This is a genomic window from Roseibium aestuarii (assembly GCF_008477545.1).
Lineage (GTDB): Bacteria > Pseudomonadota > Alphaproteobacteria > Rhizobiales > Stappiaceae > Roseibium > Roseibium aestuarii.
Map to the genome: position 1 here is coordinate 717852 of NZ_VORA01000002.1, position 25281 is coordinate 743132.

The 25281-nt window shown below is 64.7% G+C and carries 27 protein-coding genes; 20 read left to right on the forward strand and 7 right to left on the reverse strand.

What is annotated here, in order from left to right; genetic code table 11:
• Window positions 1–3: 3 nt before the first annotated feature.
• A complete protein-coding gene (gene badI / locus FR728_RS11800) occupies window positions 4–786 on the reverse strand; it encodes a 2-ketocyclohexanecarboxyl-CoA hydrolase (RefSeq protein WP_149892848.1) in 783 nt (260 codons plus the stop codon).
• Window positions 787–799: 13 nt separating this feature from the next.
• On the reverse strand, window positions 800–1582 hold the full coding sequence (locus FR728_RS11805; RefSeq protein ID WP_149892849.1) for an SDR family NAD(P)-dependent oxidoreductase: 783 nt from the start codon (window positions 1580–1582) through the stop codon (window positions 800–802).
• A 198-nt stretch (window positions 1583–1780) separates the two neighbouring features.
• Between FR728_RS11805 and FR728_RS11810 the strand changes: the two genes are divergently transcribed.
• Window positions 1781–2287 carry a MarR family winged helix-turn-helix transcriptional regulator gene (locus tag FR728_RS11810; protein WP_244304563.1) on the forward strand — a complete coding sequence of 169 codons (507 nt, stop codon included), beginning with the start codon at window positions 1781–1783 and terminating at the stop codon, window positions 2285–2287.
• Here FR728_RS11810 and FR728_RS11815 read toward each other — a convergent pair.
• The gene (locus tag FR728_RS11815; RefSeq protein ID WP_244304565.1) at window positions 2282–3445 is read right to left on the reverse strand and encodes an acyl-CoA dehydrogenase family protein; all 1164 of its coding nucleotides are present in this window, start codon (window positions 3443–3445) and stop codon (window positions 2282–2284) included. The two genes, FR728_RS11810 and FR728_RS11815, sit on opposite strands and share 6 nt — an antisense overlap.
• A gap of 216 nt (window positions 3446–3661) precedes the next feature.
• Between FR728_RS11815 and FR728_RS11820 the strand changes: the two genes are divergently transcribed.
• The 12 genes from FR728_RS11820 to FR728_RS11875 all read left to right on the forward strand — a co-directional run bounded on the left by FR728_RS11820 (window position 3662) and on the right by FR728_RS11875 (window position 16951).
• Complete coding sequence (locus FR728_RS11820; RefSeq protein ID WP_149892852.1) at window positions 3662–4705, forward strand: zinc-binding dehydrogenase; 1044 nt, start codon at window positions 3662–3664, stop codon at window positions 4703–4705.
• Window positions 4705–5490, forward strand: a complete 786-nt coding sequence (locus FR728_RS11825; RefSeq protein WP_149892853.1) for an enoyl-CoA hydratase-related protein — start codon at window positions 4705–4707, stop codon at window positions 5488–5490. The genes FR728_RS11820 and FR728_RS11825 overlap by 1 nt, the downstream gene beginning before the upstream one ends.
• Window positions 5491–5651: 161 nt before the next feature.
• A complete protein-coding gene (gene dctP, locus FR728_RS11830; RefSeq protein WP_149892854.1) occupies window positions 5652–6734 on the forward strand; it encodes a TRAP transporter substrate-binding protein DctP in 1083 nt (360 codons plus the stop codon).
• 64 nt (window positions 6735–6798) lie between these two features.
• Complete coding sequence (locus tag FR728_RS11835; protein ID WP_149892855.1) at window positions 6799–7338, forward strand: TRAP transporter small permease; 540 nt, start codon at window positions 6799–6801, stop codon at window positions 7336–7338.
• Window positions 7339–7345: 7 nt separating this feature from the next.
• Window positions 7346–8644, forward strand: a complete 1299-nt coding sequence (locus tag FR728_RS11840; RefSeq protein ID WP_149892856.1) for a TRAP transporter large permease — start codon at window positions 7346–7348, stop codon at window positions 8642–8644.
• Between the two features lie 669 nt (window positions 8645–9313).
• Window positions 9314–10084: a FadR/GntR family transcriptional regulator gene (locus tag FR728_RS11845; RefSeq protein WP_149892857.1), complete on the forward strand. Its 771-nt coding sequence runs from the start codon at window positions 9314–9316 to the stop codon at window positions 10082–10084.
• Window positions 10085–10282: 198 nt separating this feature from the next.
• Window positions 10283–11179 carry an ABC transporter ATP-binding protein gene (locus FR728_RS11850; protein WP_149892858.1) on the forward strand — a complete coding sequence of 299 codons (897 nt, stop codon included), beginning with the start codon at window positions 10283–10285 and terminating at the stop codon, window positions 11177–11179.
• On the forward strand, window positions 11176–12057 hold the full coding sequence (locus FR728_RS11855; RefSeq protein ID WP_149892859.1) for a branched-chain amino acid ABC transporter permease: 882 nt from the start codon (window positions 11176–11178) through the stop codon (window positions 12055–12057). Before FR728_RS11850 ends, FR728_RS11855 begins: the two co-directional genes overlap by 4 nt.
• A 1-nt stretch (window position 12058) precedes the next feature.
• On the forward strand, window positions 12059–13102 hold the full coding sequence (locus tag FR728_RS11860) for a branched-chain amino acid ABC transporter permease (protein ID WP_149892860.1): 1044 nt from the start codon (window positions 12059–12061) through the stop codon (window positions 13100–13102).
• A gap of 39 nt (window positions 13103–13141) precedes the next feature.
• Window positions 13142–14317: an ABC transporter substrate-binding protein gene (locus FR728_RS11865; protein ID WP_188318885.1), complete on the forward strand. Its 1176-nt coding sequence runs from the start codon at window positions 13142–13144 to the stop codon at window positions 14315–14317.
• Window positions 14318–14322: 5 nt separating this feature from the next.
• Window positions 14323–15132, forward strand: a complete 810-nt coding sequence (locus FR728_RS11870; protein WP_149892861.1) for an ABC transporter ATP-binding protein — start codon at window positions 14323–14325, stop codon at window positions 15130–15132.
• A 10-nt stretch (window positions 15133–15142) separates the two neighbouring features.
• Window positions 15143–16951, forward strand: a complete 1809-nt coding sequence (locus tag FR728_RS11875; RefSeq protein WP_149892862.1) for an AMP-dependent synthetase/ligase — start codon at window positions 15143–15145, stop codon at window positions 16949–16951.
• Window positions 16952–17010: 59 nt separating this feature from the next.
• Here the strand turns inward: FR728_RS11875 and FR728_RS11880 are convergent, their stop codons facing one another.
• The gene (locus FR728_RS11880) at window positions 17011–18072 is read right to left on the reverse strand and encodes a YeeE/YedE family protein (protein WP_149892863.1); all 1062 of its coding nucleotides are present in this window, start codon (window positions 18070–18072) and stop codon (window positions 17011–17013) included.
• A 144-nt stretch (window positions 18073–18216) separates the two neighbouring features.
• Between FR728_RS11880 and FR728_RS11885 the strand changes: the two genes are divergently transcribed.
• A complete protein-coding gene (locus FR728_RS11885) occupies window positions 18217–19191 on the forward strand; it encodes an MBL fold metallo-hydrolase (protein WP_149892864.1) in 975 nt (324 codons plus the stop codon).
• Window positions 19192–19194: 3 nt separating this feature from the next.
• Here the strand turns inward: FR728_RS11885 and FR728_RS11890 are convergent, their stop codons facing one another.
• The 3 genes from FR728_RS11890 to FR728_RS11900 all read right to left on the reverse strand — a co-directional run bounded on the left by FR728_RS11890 (window position 19195) and on the right by FR728_RS11900 (window position 21241).
• Window positions 19195–20313, reverse strand: coding sequence for a YeeE/YedE family protein (locus FR728_RS11890; RefSeq protein WP_149892865.1), 1119 nt, complete (start codon window positions 20311–20313; stop codon window positions 19195–19197).
• 145 nt (window positions 20314–20458) lie between these two features.
• On the reverse strand, window positions 20459–20779 hold the full coding sequence (locus FR728_RS11895) for an ArsR/SmtB family transcription factor (protein WP_244304567.1): 321 nt from the start codon (window positions 20777–20779) through the stop codon (window positions 20459–20461).
• Between the two features lie 111 nt (window positions 20780–20890).
• The gene (locus tag FR728_RS11900) at window positions 20891–21241 is read right to left on the reverse strand and encodes a thioredoxin domain-containing protein (RefSeq protein WP_149892867.1); all 351 of its coding nucleotides are present in this window, start codon (window positions 21239–21241) and stop codon (window positions 20891–20893) included.
• 210 nt (window positions 21242–21451) lie between these two features.
• Between FR728_RS11900 and FR728_RS11905 the strand changes: the two genes are divergently transcribed.
• The 6 genes from FR728_RS11905 to soxA all read left to right on the forward strand — a co-directional run bounded on the left by FR728_RS11905 (window position 21452) and on the right by soxA (window position 25247).
• Window positions 21452–22186 carry a cytochrome c biogenesis CcdA family protein gene (locus FR728_RS11905; protein ID WP_149892868.1) on the forward strand — a complete coding sequence of 245 codons (735 nt, stop codon included), beginning with the start codon at window positions 21452–21454 and terminating at the stop codon, window positions 22184–22186.
• A 15-nt stretch (window positions 22187–22201) separates the two neighbouring features.
• Window positions 22202–22828, forward strand: a complete 627-nt coding sequence (locus FR728_RS11910; protein ID WP_149892869.1) for a SoxW family protein — start codon at window positions 22202–22204, stop codon at window positions 22826–22828.
• Between the two features lie 182 nt (window positions 22829–23010).
• Window positions 23011–23490 carry a sulfur oxidation c-type cytochrome SoxX gene (soxX, locus tag FR728_RS11915; protein WP_149892870.1) on the forward strand — a complete coding sequence of 160 codons (480 nt, stop codon included), beginning with the start codon at window positions 23011–23013 and terminating at the stop codon, window positions 23488–23490.
• 23 nt (window positions 23491–23513) lie between these two features.
• Window positions 23514–23963, forward strand: coding sequence for a thiosulfate oxidation carrier protein SoxY (gene soxY, locus FR728_RS11920; protein ID WP_149892871.1), 450 nt, complete (start codon window positions 23514–23516; stop codon window positions 23961–23963).
• A 58-nt stretch (window positions 23964–24021) separates the two neighbouring features.
• Window positions 24022–24348, forward strand: coding sequence for a thiosulfate oxidation carrier complex protein SoxZ (gene soxZ / locus FR728_RS11925; RefSeq protein ID WP_149892872.1), 327 nt, complete (start codon window positions 24022–24024; stop codon window positions 24346–24348).
• Between the two features lie 71 nt (window positions 24349–24419).
• A complete protein-coding gene (gene soxA / locus FR728_RS11930) occupies window positions 24420–25247 on the forward strand; it encodes a sulfur oxidation c-type cytochrome SoxA (RefSeq protein ID WP_244304569.1) in 828 nt (275 codons plus the stop codon).
• Window positions 25248–25281: the final 34 nt, after the last annotated feature.

Consider the following 25281-nt stretch of genomic DNA (forward strand, 5'->3'; position numbering starts at 1 on the left):
GTCTTACATGCCGAACTTGCGGAAGTCCGGCTTGCGCTTTTCCTTGAAGGCGATGCCGCCTTCCTTGCTCTCGTCCGTGTCGTAATAGAGGGACAGACCCAGCATCCCGAGCCCGGCAATGCCGCGCTGATGCTCCGTGTCCATGTTGAAGCTGCGCTTGGCGAGTGCGATGGCCGTCGGAGACTTTTCCATGATCTCCGCGCACCACTTCTCGACCTCGGCATCCAGCTGGTCATGGGGCACGACCGTATTGGCCAGACCCATGTCGAGAGCTTCCTGGGCGGAATAGCGGCGGCAGAGATACCAGATCTCGCGCGCCTTCTTCTCACCGACCACACGGGCCAGGAACGCGGTGCCGAAGCCCGGATCGACGGACCCGACCTTGGGCCCGACCTGACCGAAGACGGCCTTGTCGCCGGCAATTGTGAAGTCGCAGATTGTGGCCAGCACGTTGCCGCCGCCGATGGCGAAGCCCTGAACACGGGCAATCACCGGCTTCGGAACGTCGCGAATGATCGAATGCAGGTCTTCCATCGGCAGGCCGATGGTGCCACGCCCGTCATACTGACCTTCATGGGCAGACTGGTCGCCCCCCGTGCAGAAGGCCTTGTCACCGGCACCCGTCAGAACGATCACGCCGACCGACTTGTCCCAACCCGCCTTGTTGAAGGCGTGAATGAGTTCCTCGCAGGTCTGACCGCGGAACGCATTGTACTTCTCGGGACGGTTGATGGTGATCCAGGCAGCGCCGTCCTTCACCTCATAGAGAATGTCTTCATAGGTCATGGATGCTGCTCCCTCAGCCATGCATCGTCAGGCCGCCGGAAACCGACAGCACCTGTCCGGTGATGAAACCGGCGTCGTCACTTGCGAAGAAGGCGATCGCGCCCGGCAGATCGCCCGGCTGGCCCAGACGCCCCATCGGCACCGCCCGGGTGAAGGCCGTGCGCAGCTTTTCCTTGTCGCCGGCGGCTTCCATGAAGGCGTCGAGCATGGCCGTCTCGGTCACGCCAGGGCAGACAACGTTCACGGAAATGCCGTGACGGGCATGCTCGCGGGCAATGGTCTTGGAAAAGGCGATGACGCCGGCCTTGCACGCGGCATAGACGCTTTCACCGGAGGACCCGCCCCGCGCCGCGTCGGACGCCAGAGACACGATCCGGCCAGCCTTGCGCTCGGCCATTCCGGCGAGAACCGGCTTGGTGATGTTGAGAACACCGTGCAGGTTGATGTCGATGATCTTCGACCAGAAGTCGCGGCCGCTCTTGAGGAAGGGCGTGAAGACATCCCAGCCCACGCCGTTGACCAGCACGTCGATCGCGCCGAGTTCAGCCTCGATCCGGACCACGGCCGCAGCCGTCGCTTCTGCATCGGTCAGGTCGACAGCGACCGCAAGTCCCTGTCCGCCGACGGCTTCGAGCTCTGCGACCACACGGGCAGCAGCAGCCTCGTTCAGGTCGACGACAGCCACGCGAGCCCCTTCCTCCGCAAAGCGCAGGCAGGTCGCGGCGCCGATTCCTCCACCACCGCCGGTTACGACAACAGTTTTACCTTTAAGCCCTCTCACGAGTTCCTCCTCCATATACTAGAACTCGGCAGCGGGTCCGATCTTATACCCTATATCACTGGGATAAAATCATTTTCTTGCCGCAAGCCTGTCCCGTTCGGGTTCTGATCCGAAATATCGGGATCCCAATTTTATGTCAAGTAGTTTACATTTATTCTGACACAGAGGCGGTCGAGTTGACTTGTCCCGCATTTGCAAGGATGAATGATTCCCATGAGCGAAAATGAGCAGATCCTGAAGCAAACCGAGGTCGATGACCTGGCCAACCGCCTGTTTTTCCGGCTGTATCAGTCGGCGAATCTCATGCACAAATGCGGCACGAAGGCGCTGGAGGACATGCACATCACCACCCAGCAATGGGCCGTGATCGGTGCACTGGCCCGCAAGGGATCGGAGGCAGGCATCGCCGTGGGCGAGCTGACCCGCTTCCTGATGGTCAGCCGCCAGAACCTCACCGGCGTCCTCGCGCGCCTGGAGCGCGACGGGCTCATCGAACGCACCGTCTCGCCCCATGACAGCCGCAGCCGGCTCATCCGTCTGACGAGCCACGGCCGCGGCCTCTGGCGCACGGACATGAGCACCCGGATCTCAGGCTTCTACGAGGCAGCCCTCATGGGCTTCTCCACCACCGACAAGATCCACCTGATCCATTATCTGGACAAGGTTCTCACGAACATGCGCCAGCTCGATGTCGATCAGTTAGAGCCGGCCGACCTATAGGCCGGCCCGCTCCCGCGCCTCGGACGCCATGGCCCGGGCGATGATTCCCTGCTGGATCTGGGTCGTCCCCTCGTAGATGCGGAAGAGCCGCGCATCCCGGAAGAGCTGTTCGGCGCGGTATTCGCGGATGTAGCCCGCGCCACCGTGCACCTGCACGTTCCGGTCCGCCACACGCCCCACCATTTCGGAGGCAAACATCTTGGCACAGGATGCCAGAACGCTGACATCTTCACCCGCATCCCGACGCCGGGCCGCATCCTCGACCATCGCCCGCGCCGCATAGGCCTCGGCACGGCTGTCGGCGAACATCACCTGAAGCATCTGGAAGTCAGCGATCGACTTGCCGAACTGGGTCCGCGTGACGGCATGGTCCATCATGTCGTCGATGATCCGCTCGGCCAGGCCAACGCAGGCCGCCGCAATATGCAGACGCCCCTTGTCGAGCACCTTCATCGCGGTCTTGAACCCCATGCCCTCGACACCGCCGATCAGCGCGGACGCCGGCACCCGGCAATTCTCGAAGATCACATCGCACACATGGGCACCCTGCTGGCCCATCTTCTTCTCGGGCTTGCCCGTCGACAGACCCGGCATCCCTGCCTCGACCGCAAAGGCGGACACGCCGCGCGCACCCTTCTGCGTGGCATCCGTGCGCGCCATGACCGTGAAAAGACCCGCCAGTGGCGCGTTGGTGATGAAGCGCTTCGTGCCGTTCAGCACGTAGAACGCACCGTCCCGCACTGCACTGGTCCGCACCGACCCCGCATCGGACCCCACATCCGGTTCCGTCAGGGCGAAGGAGCCGATCAGCTCCCCGCTGGCAATTCGCGGCAGATAGGCAGCCTTCTGCTCAGGCGTGCCATCAATCACGATGCCCTGAGAGCCGATCCCCACATTGGTTGCAAAGATCGATCGGAATGCCGGCGCCGCCCGCCCGATCTCGAAGATCAGCGCCGCCTTGTCGGCCATCCCCAGGCCCAGACCGCCAAACTCCTCGGGAATGGACAGGCCGAACAGGCCCAGATCCCGCATTTCCTGAATGATATCAGAGGGAATCGCATCCTGTTCGGCCACCTCGGCCTCGGCCGGAATCAGCCGGTCATCCACAAAACGGCGAATGGTTGCCACCAGTTGAGCGCGCGTCTCAAGGTCGAGCAAGTCGCTCCTCCCACACATGATTAATTACAATATATTGTCATATATAGCCGACTTTCGCTTGGCAAGAGAACCCACCAGAACCCGACAAAAGGGCGACTCATAATGCTGTAAAAGCAACATAAACGGCGCAATCGACCAATCCTCGCTGCACCGCAAGATGGAAGCTCTCTTGCTTTTTATGACAAGCTATTTACATTCAAAGCAGGAGGACTGGGAATGAAGGCGTTCACTCTGCATCAGCGGGGACCTGATGGTTGCCGGATCGGCGAAGCGCCCGTGCCACGGCGGCGGGGCGGCAACGTGCTCGTGCGCATGCTCGCGGCCTCCCTGAACCGGGTCGATCTCTACATGCGCGACAATGGCGCAGGCATCACTCACGACCTGCCGCTGATCATGGGTGTGGATGGCGTCGGTGAAATCGTCGAGGCGCCGGAAGGCTCATCCCTGACGCCGGGAACCCGCGTCCTTCTCTATCCTTACGAATTCTGCGGGCGCTGCCCCCATTGCACGGCCGGTGATCAGCCGCTCTGCCTGACAGCACGAATTCCCGGCGAGCACCGGGATGGCACACTCGCGGAATTCATCGCCCTGCCGGAACCCTCCGTCGTGCCAATCTCGCCACAGACGGACCCGCTCGCCGCAGCCGCTCTCGGCGTGGCCTATCTGACAGCCTGGCGCATGGTCTTCGGCAAGGTCCCCGTGAAACCCGGACAGACCGTTCTCGTCCAGGGCGCGGGCGGTGGCGTCGCCTTTGCGGCAGGCCAGCTGGCCCGCATGGCCGGTGCCCGGGTCATCGCCTCCACCACCGGGACAGACAAGATTGCCCGCTGTGCAGACGAAGGCTTCGAGGTCGTGGACTACGCCCGCGACCCCCTGAACCAGATCCTCTCCCTGACCGGTGGCCATGGCGCCGACCTCGTCATCGACAACGTGGGAGAGGCCACCTGGAAGACCTCCCTGCGCGCGGCGCGCCGTGGTGGCGCCATCGTCACCTGCGGCGCGACCACCGGCGCTCACCCGTCCGCCGATCTTCAGCGCCTCTTCGTGCGCCAGCTTTCCCTGCATGGCTCGACCATGGGAAGCCTGGCCGAATTCCGCACCCTGATTTCCTGCTTCGAACGGAAGGCCTTCACGGTGCCCGTCGACAGCGTCTTCGACCTTGACCACACCCGCGATGCCCTTGCCCGCCTCGACCATCCCGAGCGCTTCGGCAAGGTCGTGATCCGCATCGCGGCCCCCAATGCATCCGGAGCCCTGTGATGAACGCCCCTTCCCGGACCACCATTCTTCTGGAAACCCATGGTCCCGTCGCGCTCGTGCGCCTCAACCGGCCCGAAGCGCTCAACGCGCTCAATCACCAGATCACGTCGGAACTCTCCGCCGCCCTCGACACGCTGGAACGGGACGACCAGATCCATGTCATCGTGCTGACCGGCGACGAGCGGGCCTTCGCCGCCGGCGCCGACGTGAAGGAGATTCGGACCAAGACCTCGCCGGAGGTCTATGAGGAGGACTTCGTCACCGCCACGTGGGAACGGGCCGCCTCCTGCCGCAAGCCCCTCATCGCCGCCGTTGCCGGCCATGCGCTTGGCGGCGGCTGCGAGCTGGCCCTGATGTGCGACATCATCGTGGCGGCCGACAACGCCCGCTTCGCCCTGCCCGAGACCCGCATCGGCATCATTCCGGGTGCCGGCGGCACCCAGCGCCTGACGCGGATCGTCGGCAAGGCCGTCGCCATGGACATGATCCTGACCGGCCGGCCGATGAAGGCTGACGAAGCGCTTGCGCGCGGCCTCGTCAGCCGCGTCTCCCCGCTTGCCACCTACCTGGAGGACGCCATGGCGCTCGCCCGGCAGATCGCGGAGGCCTCCAGGCCGATCCTGCGCCTGGCCAAGGAAGCCGTGAACCAGTCCCAGGAGAACCATCTCGCCGCCGGCATCCATCTGGAACGCCGCCTCCTCTACGCGACCTTCGCCACCGAAGACCGCATGGAGGGCATGACCGCCTTCGCGGAAAAGCGGCCGCCGGTCTTCCGGCACCGCTGATCCCGTTCCTGTCCGGAGCGGCTGCCCACCCGGCCGCATCCGGACCAACAAGAAGAAGACCCACGACCCGCAACAAGAACAAGCATGGGTCGGCACCGCCTTTACCGTCATCGCATCACGCGAGCCTCAGGCCGCGCTCACATCAGTCATTGGGAGGAACCATGAAGTCCAGAACCACTCTCCGCAGGATCTGCCTCGGCCTGGCCACCGCAGCCACCGTCACCACCAGCCTGGCGACCGGCGTGCTTGCCCCGACCGCGAGCGCCAGCGCCGCCGAAGTCGAAGGCCCCAAGGTCAAGTGGCTCGTCTCGCTCTGGGGCGCACGCCGCGGCTTCACCGAGGGCGTCGAAGGCCTGAAGGAATATCTTGCAGCCAAGACCGACGGCAATTTCGAGCTCGACCTGCAATATGGCGGCGTGCTCTCCGACCCGAAGGAGAACATCGACGGCCTGCAGCTGGGCGCCTTCGAGGCGGCCACCGTCTGCCCCTTCTATCACCCGGACAAGACCCCGGCCTCCATGGGTCTGAGCCAGGCCTTCCTGCCGCTGCCCACCCTTGAGACCCAGTACAAGGTCTATGAGAAATATCTCCAGCACCCGGCGGTTGCCGCCGAATGGGCGCGGTGGAATGCTGTCCCGATCATGTCGGCGCTCATGCCGAACTACGAGATCATGGGCAAGGGCGAAGCCCCGATGAACCTGGCCGGCTGGGATGGATACCGTCTCAACGCCTCCGGCGGTCATGCTGCCCTGATGGAAGCGCTTGGCGCCGTCCCCGCAACCCTGCCCGCGCCGGACCTCTACAACGCCCTGGAACGCGGCGTGATCGAAGGGGTGGTCTATCCCTACACCTACGCCTTCGTGGCCTATCGCTTCCACGAGATCTCCACCTGGGTGACCGACGGCTGGAACCTCGGCACCGTCCAGTGCACGGTTGCGGCCAACACCGACGCCTACAACGCCCTTCCGGACCAGTACAAGACCCTGCTCCAGGAAGCTGTCGGCCCCGCCTATGACCATCAGATCAAGGCCTATGCCGAAATCGACCAGGCCAACGAGAAGGAATTCGACGCCAAGGGTCTGAAGCGCATTCCGCTGACCGACGACGTGCGCGATGCCCTGCAGGCCGCCGTCAAGCCGAGCTGGCAGAAGTGGATCGATGACGTGACCGCCAAGGGCATCCCCGGGCAGGAACTCTTCGACCTCATCCTGACCGAAGCGAGCGAAGCCCAGTCCAAGCCGTAACGCGGCTGCGGCGAAGGATCCGGCGGACCATTCCGCCGGATCCCGACCGGGAGAAGGTCCGCCCATGAAATCCCTGATTACCCGCCTCGATCACTGGCTCCGCCATGTGGAGAGACTGGCCGCCACCCTGTCCGGCGGCCTCATTGCCATTCTCATGCTGCTCGTCTGCGCCGAAGTGGCCGGGCGCGGCCTGTTCCACATGCCGCTGAAAGGCTCCATCGACATCATCGAACAGGTGATGGTCGTGCTCGTCACGCTCGGCATCGCCTATGGCCAGAGCCGCTTCGGCAACGTGCGCATGACCCTTTTCAGTGACCGCTACCGCGGCCGCATGAAGTGGCTCAACGAGACGCTCTCGCTTCTGGCCGCCTTTGTGGTGGTCTGCCTTCTGGCCAAGGGCAGCTGGCTGAACCTGAGCCGCGCCTGGAGCAACGGGGGCGACACACCGGAAATCGGCATTCCCCTGTGGCCCGGCATTGCCGTGGTGACCGCAGCCCTTGTCCTGCTTGGCCTGCGCCTGCTGCTGCAGCTGACCGAAGCCCTGCGCCTTGTCGCACACCCCAAGGACACCTCGCCGATCTTCGGCACAACGCCCTCGCAATAGGCCTCCCATGGATCCCATCACACTCGGATATCTCGGCATCGGCAGCCTCACCCTGCTGGTGGTCATGGGCGTGCCCGTGGCCTATGCCTCCGCTCTCACCGGGATCGTCGGCATGATGATCCTGCGCAATCCCACCGTGGCGACCGGCCTGGCCGGCATCATTCCCTATGCCAACTCCGGCAGTTATGCGCTGAGCGTCCTTCCGCTCTTCATTGCCATCGGTTTCCTCGCCATGCATGCGGGCATCACGACCTCGGCCTATGAAGCGGCGCGAAAATGGGTCGGACGCGCGCCGGGCGGACTGGCCACGGCCACCATCTTCGCCTCCGCAGGCTTTGCGGCGGTGTCCGGCGCCAGCACGGCCTCGACCGCCGTCTTCACCCAGCTTGCCCTGCCGGAAATGGAAAAGCGTGGTTATGACCGGCGGCTCGCCGCCGGGGTGGTTGCCGTCGGCGGCACGCTGGCCGCCCTCATCCCGCCTTCTGCCCTGCTCGTCATCTACGGCATCATCGTGGAACAGTCGGTCGCCAAGCTTCTGCTTGCCGGTCTGGTGCCCGGCCTGCTCTCCATGGCGGTCTACCTCGTCGTCATCACCATCGTGGTGAAGCTGAAGCCGGACCTCGCACCGCTGGAACCCAGCACCACCTTCATGGAAAAGCTGCGCGCCCTGCCTCAAGTCAGCGGCGTCTTCGCGGTGGTCGGCGTGATCCTCGGCGGCATCTATCTCGGCTGGATGACCCCGACAGAATCCGCCGGCGTCGCCATGGCCATCATCTTTGCCATGGCCATGGTGAAGCGCATGCGCCTGCGCGACCTGCGCAAGGGCCTGCTCGACACCGTCCAGACCACGGTGATGATCTTCATGGTCATCTGGGGCGTGCTGATCTTCGTCCGCTTCCTGGCCTTCACCGGTCTGCCCGGCGCTGTGACCGACATGGTTGTGGGGCTGGACGTGCCGCGCTGGATGATCCTGCTCGGGATCATCGGCCTCTACCTGCTGATGGGCATGATCCTCGACGGGCTTGGCATGATGATGCTGACCCTGCCGGTGGTGTTCCCGGCCATCGTCGGTCTCGGATACGACCCGATCTGGTTCGGCATCCTGCTGGTGAAGCTCATCGAGATCGGCGTGATCACCCCGCCTGTCGGGCTGAACTGTTACGTGGTCAACGGCATCCGGCCGGACATCTCCCTGCAGAGCGTTTTCAGCGGCGTGGCGCCCTTCCTCGTCGGGGAAGTGGTGATCGTCGCCCTCATCGTGCTCTTCCCGGACCTGATCCTGTTCCTGCCCAACGTCATGAACTGATCCTCTCCACAATAGTGAGCCCGGGCGCCTCGCGCCCGGGCCCGCCTTGGCCCCAGATGACCCGGCCCCTTGCGCGCCGCGCTGATCAGCGCAGGCACATTGCGCATCAGCGCCCTCCCCCTCCCCCCTCCACGACGCCCCCAGCCGACGCTCCTCCCGGCACACATCCCGTCAAATGTCGGTTTGTCGGGCCATGCGCCCGTGTGCCTGTCGACGGACAATCGCCTGGGCCCTATCTCTGCACAGGATCGTGAGACACTTTTTCGTTCCGGCCCGGCCCACACCGACGGGAAAATTGTGCAGAGCCCACAGGCCCGAAAGTCACCGCAAACCCCACAAGCGCCCTGAACGGCGAAAAGCCGGCGATGGCGTTTCGCCCCGCAAGCCGATGCCCAACCAGAGGGTTTGATTGCACTTGACTGCAATTTGCCGGGATTCCCGCTCGAGAACCTTCCGCAATTCCCCGAGATCGCATTGCACACCGGATTTAATGCAACGCAATAAAAATAATATGTCGTTTGTCGGACAATAGGCAAACTCCTCAGTGCATTGCTGCAACTGCACAGTAAGTGTCAGATTTTCGAGTGTATCACGGGCCATTTCAGCCGCTTGACCTGCTTCTTTTACGCATGGCAGCTTTTGTCCGACAAATGAAACCGGGCAGGCAGCATGACCGCGGCACGTTACAACAAGATCAAGGTTCCCTCTGCCTACCAGATGGTGGCCGAAGCCATCGAGCGGGAGATCATGTCCGGCCGCCTGCGCCCCGGAGACCAGGTGGGCACGGAAGCGGAGCTGGTACGCCAGTTCGGCGTGAACCGTTCGACCGTTCGCGAAGGCATCCGGCTGCTGGAGCAGAGCGGACTGGTTCAGCGCGAGGCCGGCCGCAAGCTGCATGTCTGCCCGCCACGCTATCGCAACCTGTCCAGCCGCATGAGCCGCGCCCTCGTCCTCGGCCAGGTCACCTTTCGCGAGGTCTTTGACGCCACGCTGGTTCTGGAAATCATGTCCGTCGAGGCAGCCATCGACCACGCGACCGACAGCCACATCAAGGCGCTCGAAGCCAACCAGCGCAGCGCCGAGAGCGAGATCGACCACGCCGATCCCAGCCGCATCGCCCAGCTCGACACGGACTTCCACGCCCTGCTGGCCCGCGCCTCCGGCAACCGGGTTCTCGAATTGGCCCGCGAGCCCTCGGCCCTGCTGATCTTCCCGACCAGCGAGCTGATCTGCCGCCGGGTGCCGGAAGGGGCCGGCCGCATGATCCGCGCCCATCGGGAGCTGATCGACGCCCTGCGCGCCCGGGACAAGACCCGCGCCGCCACCTGGATGAAGCGCCACGTGGAGGACTGGAAGAAGGGCTTCGAACGGGCAGGCCGCGACATGGACGAACCGGTGGAACGGGTGATCGAGCGTCTGGCGCCTGCGGCGCTGTTCTGAAGGACAACAAGGCCCCGCCCCGGCAACGGAGGCGGAGCGCATCCGGTCGCGGGGAGGCGGCCGGAGGCAATGGGGAGGAAAAGTAATGACGTCAGCCAGCCGTTTCACGGCAGGACGAAAGGCCGCCGGAACAGGCCCCGCCGCCCGTCGGACCGCAGCCGCGACATGCGGGAGCGCGCCGCTTCGTGGAGAACGGGCATGAGCGCGCCCGTTTCCCTGAAGCCGCACCGCGGCGCCGCCACGCAGGCAGAAGCCGCGCGCAAAGGCGCCCCGTCCGGCGCTGCCGCCAGCCTGGAGGTGGAGGGCGTCTCCCTGTCCTTCGGCGGAGTAAAGGCGCTGCGCGACGTGTCCTTCAGCGTCGCCCCCGGCTCCATCACGGCCCTGATCGGGCCGAACGGTGCGGGCAAGACCTCCATGTTCAACTGCATCTCGGGCTTCTACAAGCCGCAGCAGGGCACGATCCGCTACAACGGCGAGGACATCACCCGCATGCACCCGCCCCACCGGGCCCGCATCGGCTTTGCCCGCACCTTCCAGAACATCGCCCTGTTCCGGGGCATGACCGTGCTCGACAACATCAAGCTCGGCCGCCACGCCCACCTGAAGACCAACATCCTCGACGCCTTCGCCTATTGGGGCCGCGCCGCGCGCGAGGAGATGGAGCTGCGCCGGGACGTGGAAGAACGCATCATCGATTTCCTCGAGATCAACCACATCCGCAACATGCCGGTGGCCGCCCTCTCCTACGGCCTGCAGAAGCGGGTGGAGCTGGCCCGCGCCCTCGCCATGCATCCGCGCATCCTGCTTCTCGACGAGCCGGTCGCGGGCATGAACCGGGAAGAGACCGAGGACATGGCCCGCTTCATCCTCGACGTGAAGGAGGAATGGGGCACGACGATCCTCATGGTCGAGCACGACATGGGCATGGTCATGGACATCTCCGACCACGTGGTGGTGCTGAACTTCGGCGAAGTCATCGCCAGCGGCCTGCCCCACGAGGTTCAGGGCAACGCCCAGGTGGCCGAGGCCTATCTGGGCGCCGGCGAACCGGCAGCCATCAAGGAAAAGATCCACAAGCGGGCGAGCGTGGCATGAGCGACCTTCTCTTCTTCACCGAAGTCACCCTGGCGGGACTGGGCGCAGGCGCCCTTCTCTCCCTCACCGCGCTGGCCTTCGTGCTGATCTACAAGGCAACCCGGGTGATCAACCTGGCCGTCGGCGAGATCGTCATGCTCGGCGCCTATCTGTTCTTCGCCTTTGCCGCGGGCCTCGGCCTTCCGGCCTGGGTGGCGATCGTCCTGTCGATCGCCGGCGGCGGTCTGGTCGGCGCGATCCTGGAGCGTGGCCTGATCCGGCCCATGCTTGGCGAGAACCCGATCTCGGTCTTCATGGTGACCATCGGCATCGGATCGGTGGTCGTCGGCCTCGTCGAACTGCTCTGGGGAACGGAACCGCGCGCCCTCCCGGCCTTCCTTGGCAACCAACCGATCTTCCTGGGCGAGGCCTACGTCTCGCGCAAGATCGCCATCGCCTTCCTTGTCTCCGCCGTGGTCATCGCCGGCTTCGTCCTGCTCTTCCGCTTCTGGCGCGGCGGAGTTGCCCTGCGTGCCACGGCCTCCGACCAGGCGGCCGCCTATTCCTGCGGCATCAACGTGCCCGGTGTCTTCTCCGTCGCCTGGATCATCGGCTGCGCCACCGCAGCCGGGGCGGGCATCCTGCTCGGATCCATCGGCGGCATTTCGCCCGCCATGGGCGTCTTCGGCCTGTCTGCCCTGGTCGTCGTCATCGTCGGCGGGCTGGACTCCATCGCGGGCGCCCTCATCGGCGGCCTGCTGATCGGCGTCTTCGAGGCCTGGGCCGGCACCTACCTGGGCGGCGAATACAAGATCGTCACCACCTTCGGGATCCTCATCGCGATGCTGATGATCCGCCCCTACGGCCTGTTCGGCACAACCGAGATCGAGCGTCTGTGACATGTTGATTGGTACCGCAAAACACAGCTACCGGGCCGACGAGGCTCTCCTGACCACCAGCCCCCAGCGGCTCTGGATGGCGATCCTGCTGATCGCCCTCGCCCTGGCACCCCTGGCACTCGACAACTACTGGCTCTATCTCGCCTGCCTCGTGTCGATCAACGTGGCCAGTGCCACCGGGCTCAACATCCTCACCGGGTTCACCGGTCTGGTGAGCATCGGCCAGGCGGCCTTCATGGCGGTCGGCGCCTATACGGTGGCCGTGCTGGAAGCCCGCACCGGCCTGCCTTTCCTCGTCAATCTGGTGGTTGGCGGGGCGGTGGCAGCCTGCGTCGGACTGGTCGTCGGCCTGCCCAGCCTGCGGGTGAAGGGGCTCTATCTCGCCATCGCGACGATCGCCGCCTCCTTCATCCTGCACTTCGTCTTCGTCAACTGGCAGAGCGTCACCAACGGCAATTCCGGCATCAACGTCACCCCAGCCAGCCTCTTCGGCGTCGAGCTGACGGACTATGTCCACCTCTACTATGTCTTCGTGCCGATCACCGCGCTGATGGTGCTTGGGGCAGCCAATCTCTTCCGCACCCGCATCGGCCGCGCCTTCATCGCCATCCGAGACCGGGACATCTCGGCCGAAGTGCTGGGGATCTCCCTGCTGCGCTACAAGCTTCTGAGCTTCGCCGTCTCGTCCTTCTATGCGGGCGTCGCCGGGGGCATGTGGGCCTATTTCTTCCGGGTCGTCACCCCGGAAAGCTTCCCCTTCATCTACTCCATCTTCTTCCTCGCAGCGATCATCGTGGGCGGCATGGGCACCATCCTGGGCGGCGTCGTCGGCGCCGTCTTCATGACCCTTGTCCCCGAGTTGCTGCGCTTCGCGGTGGAGTGGCTGACCACGATCTTTCCGAATGCGGTCACCGCACTCTCGCCCATTCGGACCATCGTTTTCGGCGCCCTGATCATCGGCTTTCTCATCGCGGAGCCCAAGGGACTGGCCGAAATCATCCAGAGGATCCGCAGGTTCTTCCACCTTTGGCCCTTCCGGAAATGACAAAAACAGACGTGGGAACATCTCGAGGAGGAATTTGAAATGATGAAATTCTCAAGAAGACTGGTTCTGGCCGTATCGACGGCGCTCACCCTGTCCCTCGGCGCGAGCCTGCCGGCCCTGTCCGCCGACGAGATCGTCATCGCGGGCTCCCTGCCGCTCACCGGCATGTTCGGCTTCGCCGGCGTCGGCGTGGAAGCCGGCATCCAAGACTACGTGAAGATGATCAACGAAGAAGGCGGCATCGCGGGACGCCAGCTTCGCTTCGTCTACGAGGACACGGCCTACAAGGTCGACGCCTCGGTGGCCGCCTTCAACAAGCTGAACAGCCAGGAAGAGATCCACTTCTACTACGGCGACAGCACGGGCTTCGCCAAGACCATCAATCCGGAACTCAACCGCATGGGCTCCATCCTGATGGCCGGCACCTCCTATGCCAGCGAGCTCAATGACCCGGCGACCTATCCCTTCCAGTTCATGGCCGGGCCGGACTACACGGAAATGACCGGCATCCTGCTGGAATACATCGCCAAGGAAAAGCCGGGCGCCAAGATCGTCCTCGTCAACTCCGACACCGAATTCGGCCGTGATCCGATTGCCGGCACCAAGGCCCGCGCCCAGGAGCTTGGGCTGGAAATCGTCGAGGAAATCATCACCCCGCCGACGGCCGTCGATGTCTCCACCGAGGTGCTCAAGCTGCGCCGCGCCCGGCCCGACTACGCCATCTTCCACGGCTACCTTCTGGCCCCGATCCCCGAATTCATGAGCCAGGCCAAGCAGCTTGGTCTCGACACCAAGTTCATGGGCACCTTCTGGTCCATGGACCCGGGCTCCTGGGCCAAGGTCGGTGATGTCGCCAACGGCTACATGGGCGTGATGCCCTATCGCTATGCCGACGATGAGGCCGACGATGCGCCGATGCTGGACCGCATCCGCCAGATGCGCCCCGACTACCGCTCGACCCCCTACATGCAGGGCTTCCTCACCGCCATGCTCTTCTCCGAAGCCGCCAAGCGCACGCTCGAGGCCGGCAAGGAGCTCAATGGTGAGAACCTGAAGGCTGCCCTGAACACCATCAAGGACTTCGACACCGGCGGTATCATCGGCAAGCCGATCACCATCAGCGGCAACTCCATCCCGGTGGGCCGCATCTACACCTACAACGCCGCGACCCAGAAGATGGACCCGGCGTCCGACTGGATCAGCCTGCAGGAGTAAGACGCATGGCCGTGGATACCATCCTCGACATCAACAACATCGAGGTTGTCTACAACAAGACGATCCAGGTGCTCCGCGGCCTGTCGCTGGCGGTCGAGCGGGGGAAGATCGTGACCCTGCTCGGCTCCAACGGCGCCGGCAAATCCACCACGCTCAAGGCGGTCTCGAACCTCCTGACGCTGGAGAACGGCGCCGTCACTGCCGGATCCATTCGCTTCGACGGGGGGGATACCGCCCGTCTGGCACCCCATGCGCTGGTGCGGCGCGGCCTCTTCCACGTGATGGAGGGGCGCCGCATCTTCGAGGACCTGACCGTGGAGGAAAACCTCACGGCCGCCACCTTCGCCCTGTCGGGCCGTGGCGTGAAGCCGAAGGGCTTCGATCTGGTCTACCAGTATTTCCCGCGCCTGCACGAACGGCGCAACGGGCTGGCCGGTTATCTGTCGGGCGGCGAGCAGCAGATGCTGGCGATCGGCCGTGCGCTGATTGCCCAACCGTCGCTGATCCTGCTCGACGAGCCGTCCCTCGGCCTGTCGCCCCTGCTGGTGGAGGAGATTTTCACCATCATCGCCTCGATCAACCGGGATCTGGGCGTCTCCATGCTGCTGGTGGAACAGAACGCCTCCATCGCCTTCGCCGTCGCCCACTACGGCTACATCATGGAACACGGCAAGATCGTGCTGGACGGTCCCACCGAGCGACTGACCGCCGACGAGGACGTGCGCGAGTTCTACCTCGGCATGAGCGGCGGCGAGAACCACAAGAGCTACCGCGAGATCAAGCACTACAAGCGCCGCAAGCGCTGGCTTTCCTGAGGGTTTGCACATGACATCCGAGCTCCCCGCCCTGACCCTTCCCCAGATGCTGCGCGAACAGGCCGCGCGCCATCCGGACCGGATCGCCCTTCTGCAGAAGGACTTCGGCATCTGGAACCCGATCACCTGGAAGGCCTATTTCGACCGCGCCTGTCTGGTCGGGCACGGCCTGGCCGCCCTGGGCGTCGAGACCGGAGGCCATGTGGCTATCCTGTCCGAGAACCGGGCCGAGTGGGTTCTCGGCCAGCTCGGCACCGAGGCGATCGGCGCCATCGCCATCGGCGTCTATCCCACCAGTCCGGCCAATGAGGTCGCCTATGTGCTGGAACATTCCGACACCGAGGTGATCATCTGCGAGGATCAGGAACAGCTCGACAAGGTGATGGAGGTGCGCGACCAGCTGCCTCTGCTGCGCCGGATCGTGGTCGTGGAAACCAAGGGCCTGAGAGCCTATTCGACCGATTTCGTCATGTCCTTCGACCGTCTGGAACAGCTGGGCGCGAGCCACCGGGACGAGAACCCGGGACTGATCGACGCGCGTCTTGCCGCCCAGACCCTCGAGGATGTGGCGCTGATGATCTACACCTCCGGCTCCACCGGCAAGCCCAAGGGCGCCATGCTGACCTATCGCGGCATCCGTGCCCAGGCGGTGGCCATGGTGGCCTGCATCGGCGCGACGCCCGCCTCCTCCCATCTTTCCTATCTGCCGCTCTGCCATGTGGCCGAACAGATCTGCACCACCATGACACCGATCTATGTGGGCTACCGGGTCTGCTTCGGGGAATCCCTGCGCACCGTGCAGGAAGACCTGCGCGAGCTGGCGCCCTCCATGTTCCTCGGCGTGCCGCGCATCTGGGAGAAGCTCCACTCCTCCATCTACATCCGCATGCTGGAGGCCGGAGGCTACCGCAAGGCGCTTTTCGACCTGGCCTGCCGCCTGTGCGAACCCTTTGCCGAAGTGCCCAGGGCCGAGCGCAGCCTGACCCAGCATCTCACCTATCTCGTCTGCTACCTGCTCGTCTTCCGCGCCCTGCAGAATTACATCGGCCTGCGCCGCGCGTCCGTCGCCATGACCGGAGCGGCGCCGATCTCGCCCAAGATCGTCCGCTTCTTCCGCACGCTCGGCGTTCCGCTGATCGAGGTCTACGGCATGACCGAGTGCAGCGGCATTGTGCTGGGCCAGACCCTCGACCGGCTCGACTCCGGCTCCGTCGGCATTCCGGTGCGCGGAGTGGATGCGCGGGTCGGGGACAACGGGGAGCTGCTGATCCGCGGCGACGTGGTCTTCAAGGGCTATTACAAGAACCCGGGCGCGACCGAGGCCACCATCCGGGACGGTTGGCTGCACACCGGTGACGTGGTGAAGGTGGAAGACGGCCAGTTCCGCATCGTCGACCGTCTGAAGGACATCATGATCACCGCCGGCGGCAAGAACCTAAGCCCTTCGGAGATCGAGAACACCGTCAAGAGCAGCCCCTTCATCAAGGAATGCATCGTCATCGGCGAGGCCCGCAAATATGTCTCCGCCCTGATCCAGATCGATTTCGAGACCGTGGGACGGTGGGCCGAGGAGAAGAACATCTCCTTCACCAATTTCCGCAACCTGTCGGAAAACCCGGCTGTCCGCGCGCTGGTGGAAACGGAGATCAATGCGGCCAACAGCCAGCTTGCCCAGGTGGCCCATATCCGCAAGTTCTATCTCCTGAGCAAGGAGCTGGACCATGACGACGACGAGGTGACCGCAACCATGAAGGTGCGCCGGTCCAACATCCAGACCAAATACGCCAGCGAGATCGCCTCGCTTTACAGCGCCGCCTGAAAAACAGCCCCCGGGCGCGAGATCCTCTCGCCCGGGGCTTCCGGCCGATCCTGCGGGTCCTAGGGGTTGGCCCTGCCTTCGCCGCCGATCAGCCGGTCGGTGATCCCCGCCGCAAGCCAGATCGCCGCCAGCGTGATCCACGCAGTCACCGCAAAGACAGAAGCGCCCGTGACGCCCGCCCCCACCGCGCAGCCGCCTGCCAGCATGCCGCCAAAGCCCATGAGGGCCGCCCCGGCCATGTAGCGGGCCATGGACCTGCCGCCCTCGAAGCCCTGAAGTACCAGCTCGCGACTGAACCAGGCCGCCAGGAAGGAGCCAAGAAAGACACCCGGCACCAGCCCGATGTCGAAGTCGAGGATCTCCCCCGGAGGCGACAGCAGCAGCATCAGCGTGTCGGCGGACGGACCGGTGAAGGTCACAGCTTCCACCTGCACGGGATCGAAGGCCTGACGTGCCATGGCAGAGGTAAACCACCAGGCGAGCGGAATGGCCGCCCCCGCCCCGACGGCGGCACAAAGCCGCCAGAGGCCCATCCGGCTGCGCCAGGCATAAAAGACCCCGGCCAGCGCCCAGACCCCGCCAATGGCAAAGGCCCCGCCGGTGCTCAGGCCCAGATGGACCAGAAGATCATTGCCGCCGATGTCGCCGGTGGTCCACAGGCCCGCAAGGCTCTCGCGCAAGGGGCGCAACAGCCCGCGCAGGCTCGCCTGTGCCATCACCGCAAAGACCAGACCGGACAGCAGCGCACGCAGGTTTCCCGTGGCCGAGAGCACCAGCAGCCGGCTGGCACACCCGCGCGCCATCACCATGCCCGCTCCGAACATCAACCCGCCAAGCAAGGCGCCCGACAGGCTCTGGGGAGATGCCAGTTGCCGCGCCTCTTCCGCCTGAACCTCACCAAGGCTGACGAGCGCCTGGGTTCCCAGCAGCGCGGTGGAGAAGACCAGAAGCCAGATGGGCAGCCGGTCGCCGACCCGTCCGCGCGCGAACTCCAGCGAGGCAGCGCGCAGACAGAACCGGCTCTGCTGGGCAAACGCCCCGAAGGCCACGCCCACGAGCAAGCCGCCCAGCGCCAAAACCCAGGGTTCCGGCAGACGTTCCAGCAGGAAGGACAGATCCATCGGCAGGCTCCCGTATCAGTGATCGCTTCTGGGGCGCTCTCCGCGCAGCGCGTCTTCACGGAAGCCACGTTGACGTCGGGTCTCATTGACCTGGGTCAACAAAACATAGATATATTCATGAATTTGAATGTATGGGAGGTCAACATGTCCGAAACATCAGGCCCGCATCTGTCGCGCCGAAAGCTGCTTGCCACCGGCTCCGGCCTTTTCGCGGGCTCTGGCCTGCTCGCCACGGGCGCGTTTGCCCCGCTGACGCGATCCCTCGGCTTCGTCACCCCGGCCCGCGCGCTGGAGCTGGGAGAGCACGCGATCACCGTCCTGTCGGATGGTCATCTGACGCTGCCCATGTCCTTCGCCCTGCCGGATCGCACGCCGGAGGAAATCAGCGCGCTGCTTTCGCCCCACGGCCTGCCCATCGATGCACTTGTGCCCGACTGCAACGTCACGCTGGTGCGCAGCGGGGATCGCACGATCCTCTTCGATGTCGGCTCCGGCGGAAATTTTCAGGCGACCGCGGGCGAATTGCCCCAACGTCTGGACGAGGCGGGGATCTCCTCCGACGAGATCACCCATGTGGTTCTGACCCATGGCCACCCGGACCATCTCTGGGGCATGCTCGACGAGTTCGACGAACCGCTCTTTGCCAATGCGGAGGTTCTGGTGCCGCAAGCCGAATGGGACTACTGGCGCGCCGACACCACGCTCTCGCAGACCCCGGAGGAGCGCCGCACCTTCGTCGTCGGCGCCCAGACCCGTTTCGCGGCCATCGAGGACCGGGTCACACTGATCCGTCCGGGGCAGGAAATCCTGCCGGGCATCGAGGCAGTGGACACGGCCGGCCACACGCAGGGCCACACGTCCTACATGCTGCATGATGCGGGAGAGAGCGTGCTGATTGTCGGAGATGCCATCTCCAACGCGGTGATTTCCTTCGAGCGGCCGGACTGGATCTCAGGCAGCGACCAGGATCCACAGCAGGCGATCGCGACCCGTCTCGCCCTGCTCGACCGGCTTGCAGGCGACCGGAGCCGGGTCATCGGCTATCACTTCCCCACCCCGGCAAGCGGCCGGGTCGAGCGTTCGGGCACGGCTTACCGCTTCGTCGCAAGCGAGGAGTAAGGGCTATTCGGCAGCGGAGGGGCGTTCCGTCCCTTCGTTGCGCCGGAAGGCCGAGAGCAGAGAGCCCTCCACCAGCAGGGACAGGCCGAGCCTTGCCCCCAGCACCATGCAGAGCGTGACGACGGGCGCGGAAATGGCGAGCGCGGAGAAGCCGGTCATCGTCTGGCCTACCGTGCAGCCCATGGCGAAGACACCTCCGACACCCATCAGCGTACCACCCAGAATGTGGCGCCCGAGTTCCCGCGCATCGTCACAAGCCTCCCAGCGGATGTCCCGCTTGCGGAAGGCGGCCAGCGCCGCACCAACGACCGTTCCAACGACAAGCCCCACCCCATAGTCCGGTCCGGTCCCGGTATAGGTGATGAGCTGGAGGATGGTGTCGCCCACCGGCACCACGAAGGATCCGGCCTCGACCTGCACCGGAGCCAGCGCACCGTTGGCAAGCTGGGTGGTTACCGCCCAGCCAAAGGCGATCACCAGTCCGATGACAGCCGAAGCCGCAATCCGCACCCGATGCCGCCGGAAGGACGCCGGCCGGAACACCCACCACAGGCCGGCAGCGGCAATCAGCAGGGCCAGAAGCGGCTGCACCAGCGGAAAGGCGGGAAGACCCAGCAGGGTTGCCAGAATGTCGCCGAGGGACTGGCTTCCGCTCCAGTCGAAGGACAGGGCCAGATCATCGACGAGCGGCCGGCGCACGAGCCCGACGAGCCCCCGCTGCGCAGCGAGCGCCGACAGGCCGATGACCGTCAGCACCACGAGCGCCCGCAGGCTGCCTCCCCCCAGACGCAACACGGCCCCGAAGCCGCAGGTCCCCACCAGCGCCATGCCGAAGCCGAACATCAACCCGCCGGCAATCGCGCCGGTCCAGGGGAAGTCGGAGGCGAGATAGAAGGAGAGCCGGGGATCGGCGAAGCCGAACACCACCAGCAGCTGGGTCGCCGCCAGCGCCACGAGCGATGCCAGAGCCCAGCAGCGAATGCCCGAACTGTCGCCGGCATACCAGAACCGTTCCAGTGCCGAGAGCGTGCAGAAATGGGTCGACCGGGCGACGAACCCGAGGGCCACGCCGGCAAGTCCCCCGAGGACGGGCAACAAAAGAGAAGCGTCCAGCGCCACCATGACCGAGCTCCCCCTCTGGCCGTTGATGCGTTTCCTCACGCGCCATGCAAGGGATGGCGTCTTTTCAGGCGAGACTAGCAGTGCGATCCGGAGGCGGCAAACCGCCCGCGTGGTGCACTGCACGCAACGTCAGGCGAACAGGCCCTCAGACATCGCCGCCGCGCACGTCCTTGCAGAAGAGGTCATAGAGACCGGCGATCACGGTGCTCACCTCGTTGTTCATGAGGCTGTAGTAGATCATGCGTCCATCGCGGCGGGCCTGAACGAGGCCTTCGAGCCGCAGGCGTGCCAGCTGCTGCGACACCGCAGCCTGGGACATGGCGAGAATTTCCTCAAGCTCCGAGACGGACTTCTCACCCTCCGACAACAGGCAGAGAATCACCAGACGCGTTTCATGGGACAGCGCCTTGAGCAGGTCGCTTGCCTTGCGCGCCTGCTGGATCAGAAGGTCCACATCCTTGGACATCCCGGAGGCGTCCTTCGAAGGTTCCTGCATCACTTGACCAATCCCGGTTGGTGCGTCCATCTCGCCGCACGATCCTCCACCTGTGCTTGATGCCCCAAGCGAAGCCGGAGTTCAATCGGCTTCTGGGGTCTTTGACCCAAGTTTTTCAATCATTTCGCCAAGAACGGGCCAAAAGAAGTGCTCACCCGGATAGCCTCGCAGTCTGGCAACTTCCTGACCGTCTTCAATCAGGATGAAGGTCGGTGTCAGCACGTCAGGCGAAATACCATCCAGATCTTGCGGCCAGGGGCGGCTGATATCGACGCGGCGCAGCGGAGCCCGCCGCCCCTCGGGCGTGTTCGGATAGGCTGGCGCGATCTCCTCGTTCCACCGCTTGCACCAGGCGCAGCCCGGCTGCTCGAGCATCACCAGCTCGGCCGCCACCGCCCCGCCCGGCGGGCCCAGCGCCAGCAGGGCGCTCATCACGACGCACCATGAAAGTACACGCGCACCCGCCGCCGTGATCGCCCCCATCCATGACGGTCGTCGCCTGAAGGAAGACCGGACCGGGCTCCGCGGTCTTCGCAGCTGCAGCACACTTGCCATGTTGAACTCTCCGCCAAACTGTGTTTGCGATATATAGCGCTTTTTGAATATTTCGAGAAGCCTCACCGGGGAGGAGTGGGAGGGGACATGCTCGACGTTTCGCTGGGGGCGGCATTTCTCGCCGGCCTTCTTTCCTTCGTGTCCCCTTGCGTGCTGCCCATCGTGCCGCCGTATCTCTGCTTTCTCGCAGGTGTCAGCGTCGATCAGTTGCAGGAGGAGCGCCCGACCTCGGAGACCGGACGCAGGATCATCCTCGCCGCCATCGCCTTCGTGCTCGGCTTCACGGTCGTCTTCGTGGCACTGGGCGCGACCGCCAATGTGGTCGGTCAGTCAATCGCCCGCTACTACGACACCCTGTCGATCATCGCCGGTGCGCTCATCATCGTGATGGGCCTCCACTTCCTGGGGCTGTTCCGCATCGCGCTTCTCTTCCGCGAAGCGCGCTTCCATCCCCAGTCGAAGCCGACGGGACTGCTCGGTGCCTTCGTCATGGGCCTGGCCTTCGCCTTCGGCTGGACCCCATGTGTCGGCCCGGTTCTGGCCTCGATCCTCTTCGTCGCCGGCGGGTCGGACACGGCCTGGACGGGCGCGAGCCTGCTTGCGGTCTACGCCCTGGGCATCGGCTTGCCCTTCATCATCGCCGCCGCCTTCGCCAGCCGCTTCCTCGCCTTCGCCCGGCGATTCCGTCGGCACATGGGCCTCGTGGAAAAGGTCATGGGCGGCTTTCTGGTGCTCACCGGACTTCTCATCATCACCGGCCAGGTTTCGGCAATCGCCAACTGGCTTCTCGAAACCTTCCCGGCCTTTACCCAGGTCGGCTGATCCCGGAGGACGATCATGGTCCGGTTTCCCCCCATCCCTTGCCTGCGTTCCGCAGCACTCCTTGCGTTTCTCTGTGCCGGCGCTTTGCTTCCGGCCCTCCCCGGCACCGCTCATGCGGTGGAAATGGGCGAGGACGGGCTGCACAAGGAGCCCTGGTTCACGGTGACCTTCCGCGATGTGGCCGAAGACATCGCGACGGCCCAGGCCGAAGGCAAGCGGCTGGTCCTGATCTTCGAACAGCGCGGCTGCATCTATTGCCGGCAGATGCATGAGAAGATCCTCTCCGACCCGGAGGTGAGCGACTTCATCAAGGCCAACTACATGGTCGTGCAATACAACATGTTCGGGGACGAGGAGGTCACCGACCTGGACGGCGAGACCCTCACCGAAAAGACCGCCGCCCGCAAATGGGGCTTCGTCTTCACCCCCACCATCGTCTTCCTGCCCGAGGAGGCACCGGCGGAAGGCTCCGTGTCCCAGGCAGCGGTGGCCACCATGCCCGGCGCCTTTGGCAAGCTCACCTTCCTCAACATGTTCCGCTGGGTCCGCGAAAAGGGCTACGAGGGCGAGGAGCATTTTCAGAAGTACCACGCCCGCATCATCAACCGGATGCGCGAAGAGGGCAAAGCGGTCTCCGACTGAAGCTCAGAAGATTGCTTCGACGCAGCGGAACTTGGCACTTGCCATACACATTCAAAAAATCATATGTTTCTATTTGAGGAGGAACGGCGGCCCTGCAGGAGTCGCCGGGGATGGAACGGCATCCCGGCAGAGACTGCCGGTGCAGTGCCGTCTGTCCTGAGAGGAGGAGGAAACCCGGACCAATGTTGAAGGGCCTGAAGAACCTGGGGCTGCCGGCGTCGATTGTCGGCCTTGGTCTCATCGCAAGCGCCGCCGCGAGGGCCGGCACCATCGAACCGGACAGCCTGCCCATCGAGGACATGTCCTTCGCCCAGTCCCTGACGGGCACCGCCGGCGATCCGGCCTCCGGGCGCGCGGCCTTCGCCGACCGCAAGAAGGGCAACTGCCTCGCCTGTCACGAGAACGCCGACCTGAGCAAGGAGCTCTTCCACGGCGATGTCGGCCCCAGCCTCGACGGGGTGGCCAGCCGCTGGGAGGAGCCGCAGCTGCGCGCCATCGTCATGAACAGCAAGGCCGTCTTCGGCGAGCAGACCGTGATGCCCGGCTTCTACACCCTCAAGGTCGGCGCCAATGTCGATGACGAGCACAAGGGCAAGACCATTCTGACCGCGCAGGAGGTGGAAGACGTCGTCTCCTATCTCATGACGCTCAAGGACAACTGAGACACCGCTTCAAGGAGCTTTCCATGACGATCACCCGACGCCAGATGCTGGGCGCCACGGCCGGCGCCGCCGTTACCCTGGCCTTCCTGCCGCGCCTGGCGCTTGCCGCCGCGCAGTCCACCGACGAGGCCATCATGGCTTTCACCAAGGGCGCGACCCCGACCGAAGGCACCGTCTCGCTCGACACGCCCGAGATCGCCGAGAACGGCAACACCGTGCCGGTCGGCGTATCGGTCGACAGCCCCATGACCGCCGACAACTACGTTGAGTCCGTGCTGATCCTGGCCGATGGCAATCCAAATCCCGCCGTCGCGACCTTCCACTTCACCGCCCTGAGCGGCGTGGCGGAGGCCAAGACCCGCATCCGTCTGGCGAAGACCCAGAACGTGATCGCAGTCGCCCGCATGAACGACGGCTCGGTCTTCATCGACCGCAAGGAAGTCAAGGTGACGATCGGCGGCTGCGGCGGCTGACCGCCCCCCGGATTCCGGATCCCGACAGGCTTCGCCAGATCAACAAGGACACAGACAAATGGCAGACAACAAACCCCGCGTGAAAGTGCCGAAAAAGGCCGCCAAGGGCGAGGTGATCGCGATCAAGACGCTGATCAGCCACCCGATGGAATCCGGCCAGCGCAAGGACAAGGCCGGCAATCTGGTTCCGCGCCAGATCATCAACAAGTTCACCTGCGAGTTCAACGGCCAGGTGGTCTTCACCTGCGACATGGACCCCGCCGTCTCGGCCAACCCCTATCTGGAATTCAACGTCCGGGTCGATGAGCCGGGCACATTCAAGTTCACCTGGGTGGACGACGACGGGAGCATCTACGAGGCGGTGAATTCCATCGCCGTGGAATGACGGCAACCGAGGGACCGCACCAATCGGGAGGAGACGATTTGGCCAGGATCACGAAAAGACTGGGGTGGACATTGTCGGCGATCATCGTCGCGGCCACACCTGCCCTCTCGGGCGGACCCGTGGATGAGCAACTCATCATCGACGGCGAGACCGAGATCATCACCCGCGCGCCTGCGCCCGAAGGACATCCCCTCGACGAGGTGACATCCGGCTGGCTCTACCGCACGGACGAGACCCGCGCGCTGGAGGCCGACAGCTTCCAGAACCCGGGCATGCTCTATGTGGAACAGGGCGAGACGATCTGGAACACCGTGGATGGTGCGGCCGGCAAGTCCTGCGCTTCCTGTCACGGGGACGGCAAGGAATTCCTGAAAGGCATCGGCGCCCACTACCCGAAGTGGGATGCGGACGCCAAGCGGCCGATCAACGTCGAGCTTCAGATCAACAAGTGCCGCGAAGCCAACATGCAGGCCGAGCCCTACAAGTTCGACGCCCCCGACCAGCGGGCGCTGACCACCTTCATCCGGCACCAGTCCCTCGGCGAACCGGTCTCCATCGACCTCACCTCCGGCGACATGCAGTCCTGGTGGGAAAAGGGCAAGGAGACCTATTACACCCGCATGGGCCAGCTGAACCTCTCCTGCGCCTCGTGCCATGAGGACAACAACGGCAACTACATCCGCGCCGACCACCTGAGCCAGGGCAACGTCAACGGCTTCCCGACCTATCGCCTCAAGCAGTCCGAAATGGTCTCCCTGCACAACCGCTTCCGCGGTTGCATCCGGGACACTCGCGCGGCCTTCCCGGCCGCCTTCTCCGACGAGCTGATGGCACTGGAAGTCTATGTCACCTGGCGCGGCACGGGCCTCGGCGTCGAAACCCCGTCGGTTCGCCAATAGGCCCTGCGCCAGAGGCCCCGCACCCGCGGGCCTG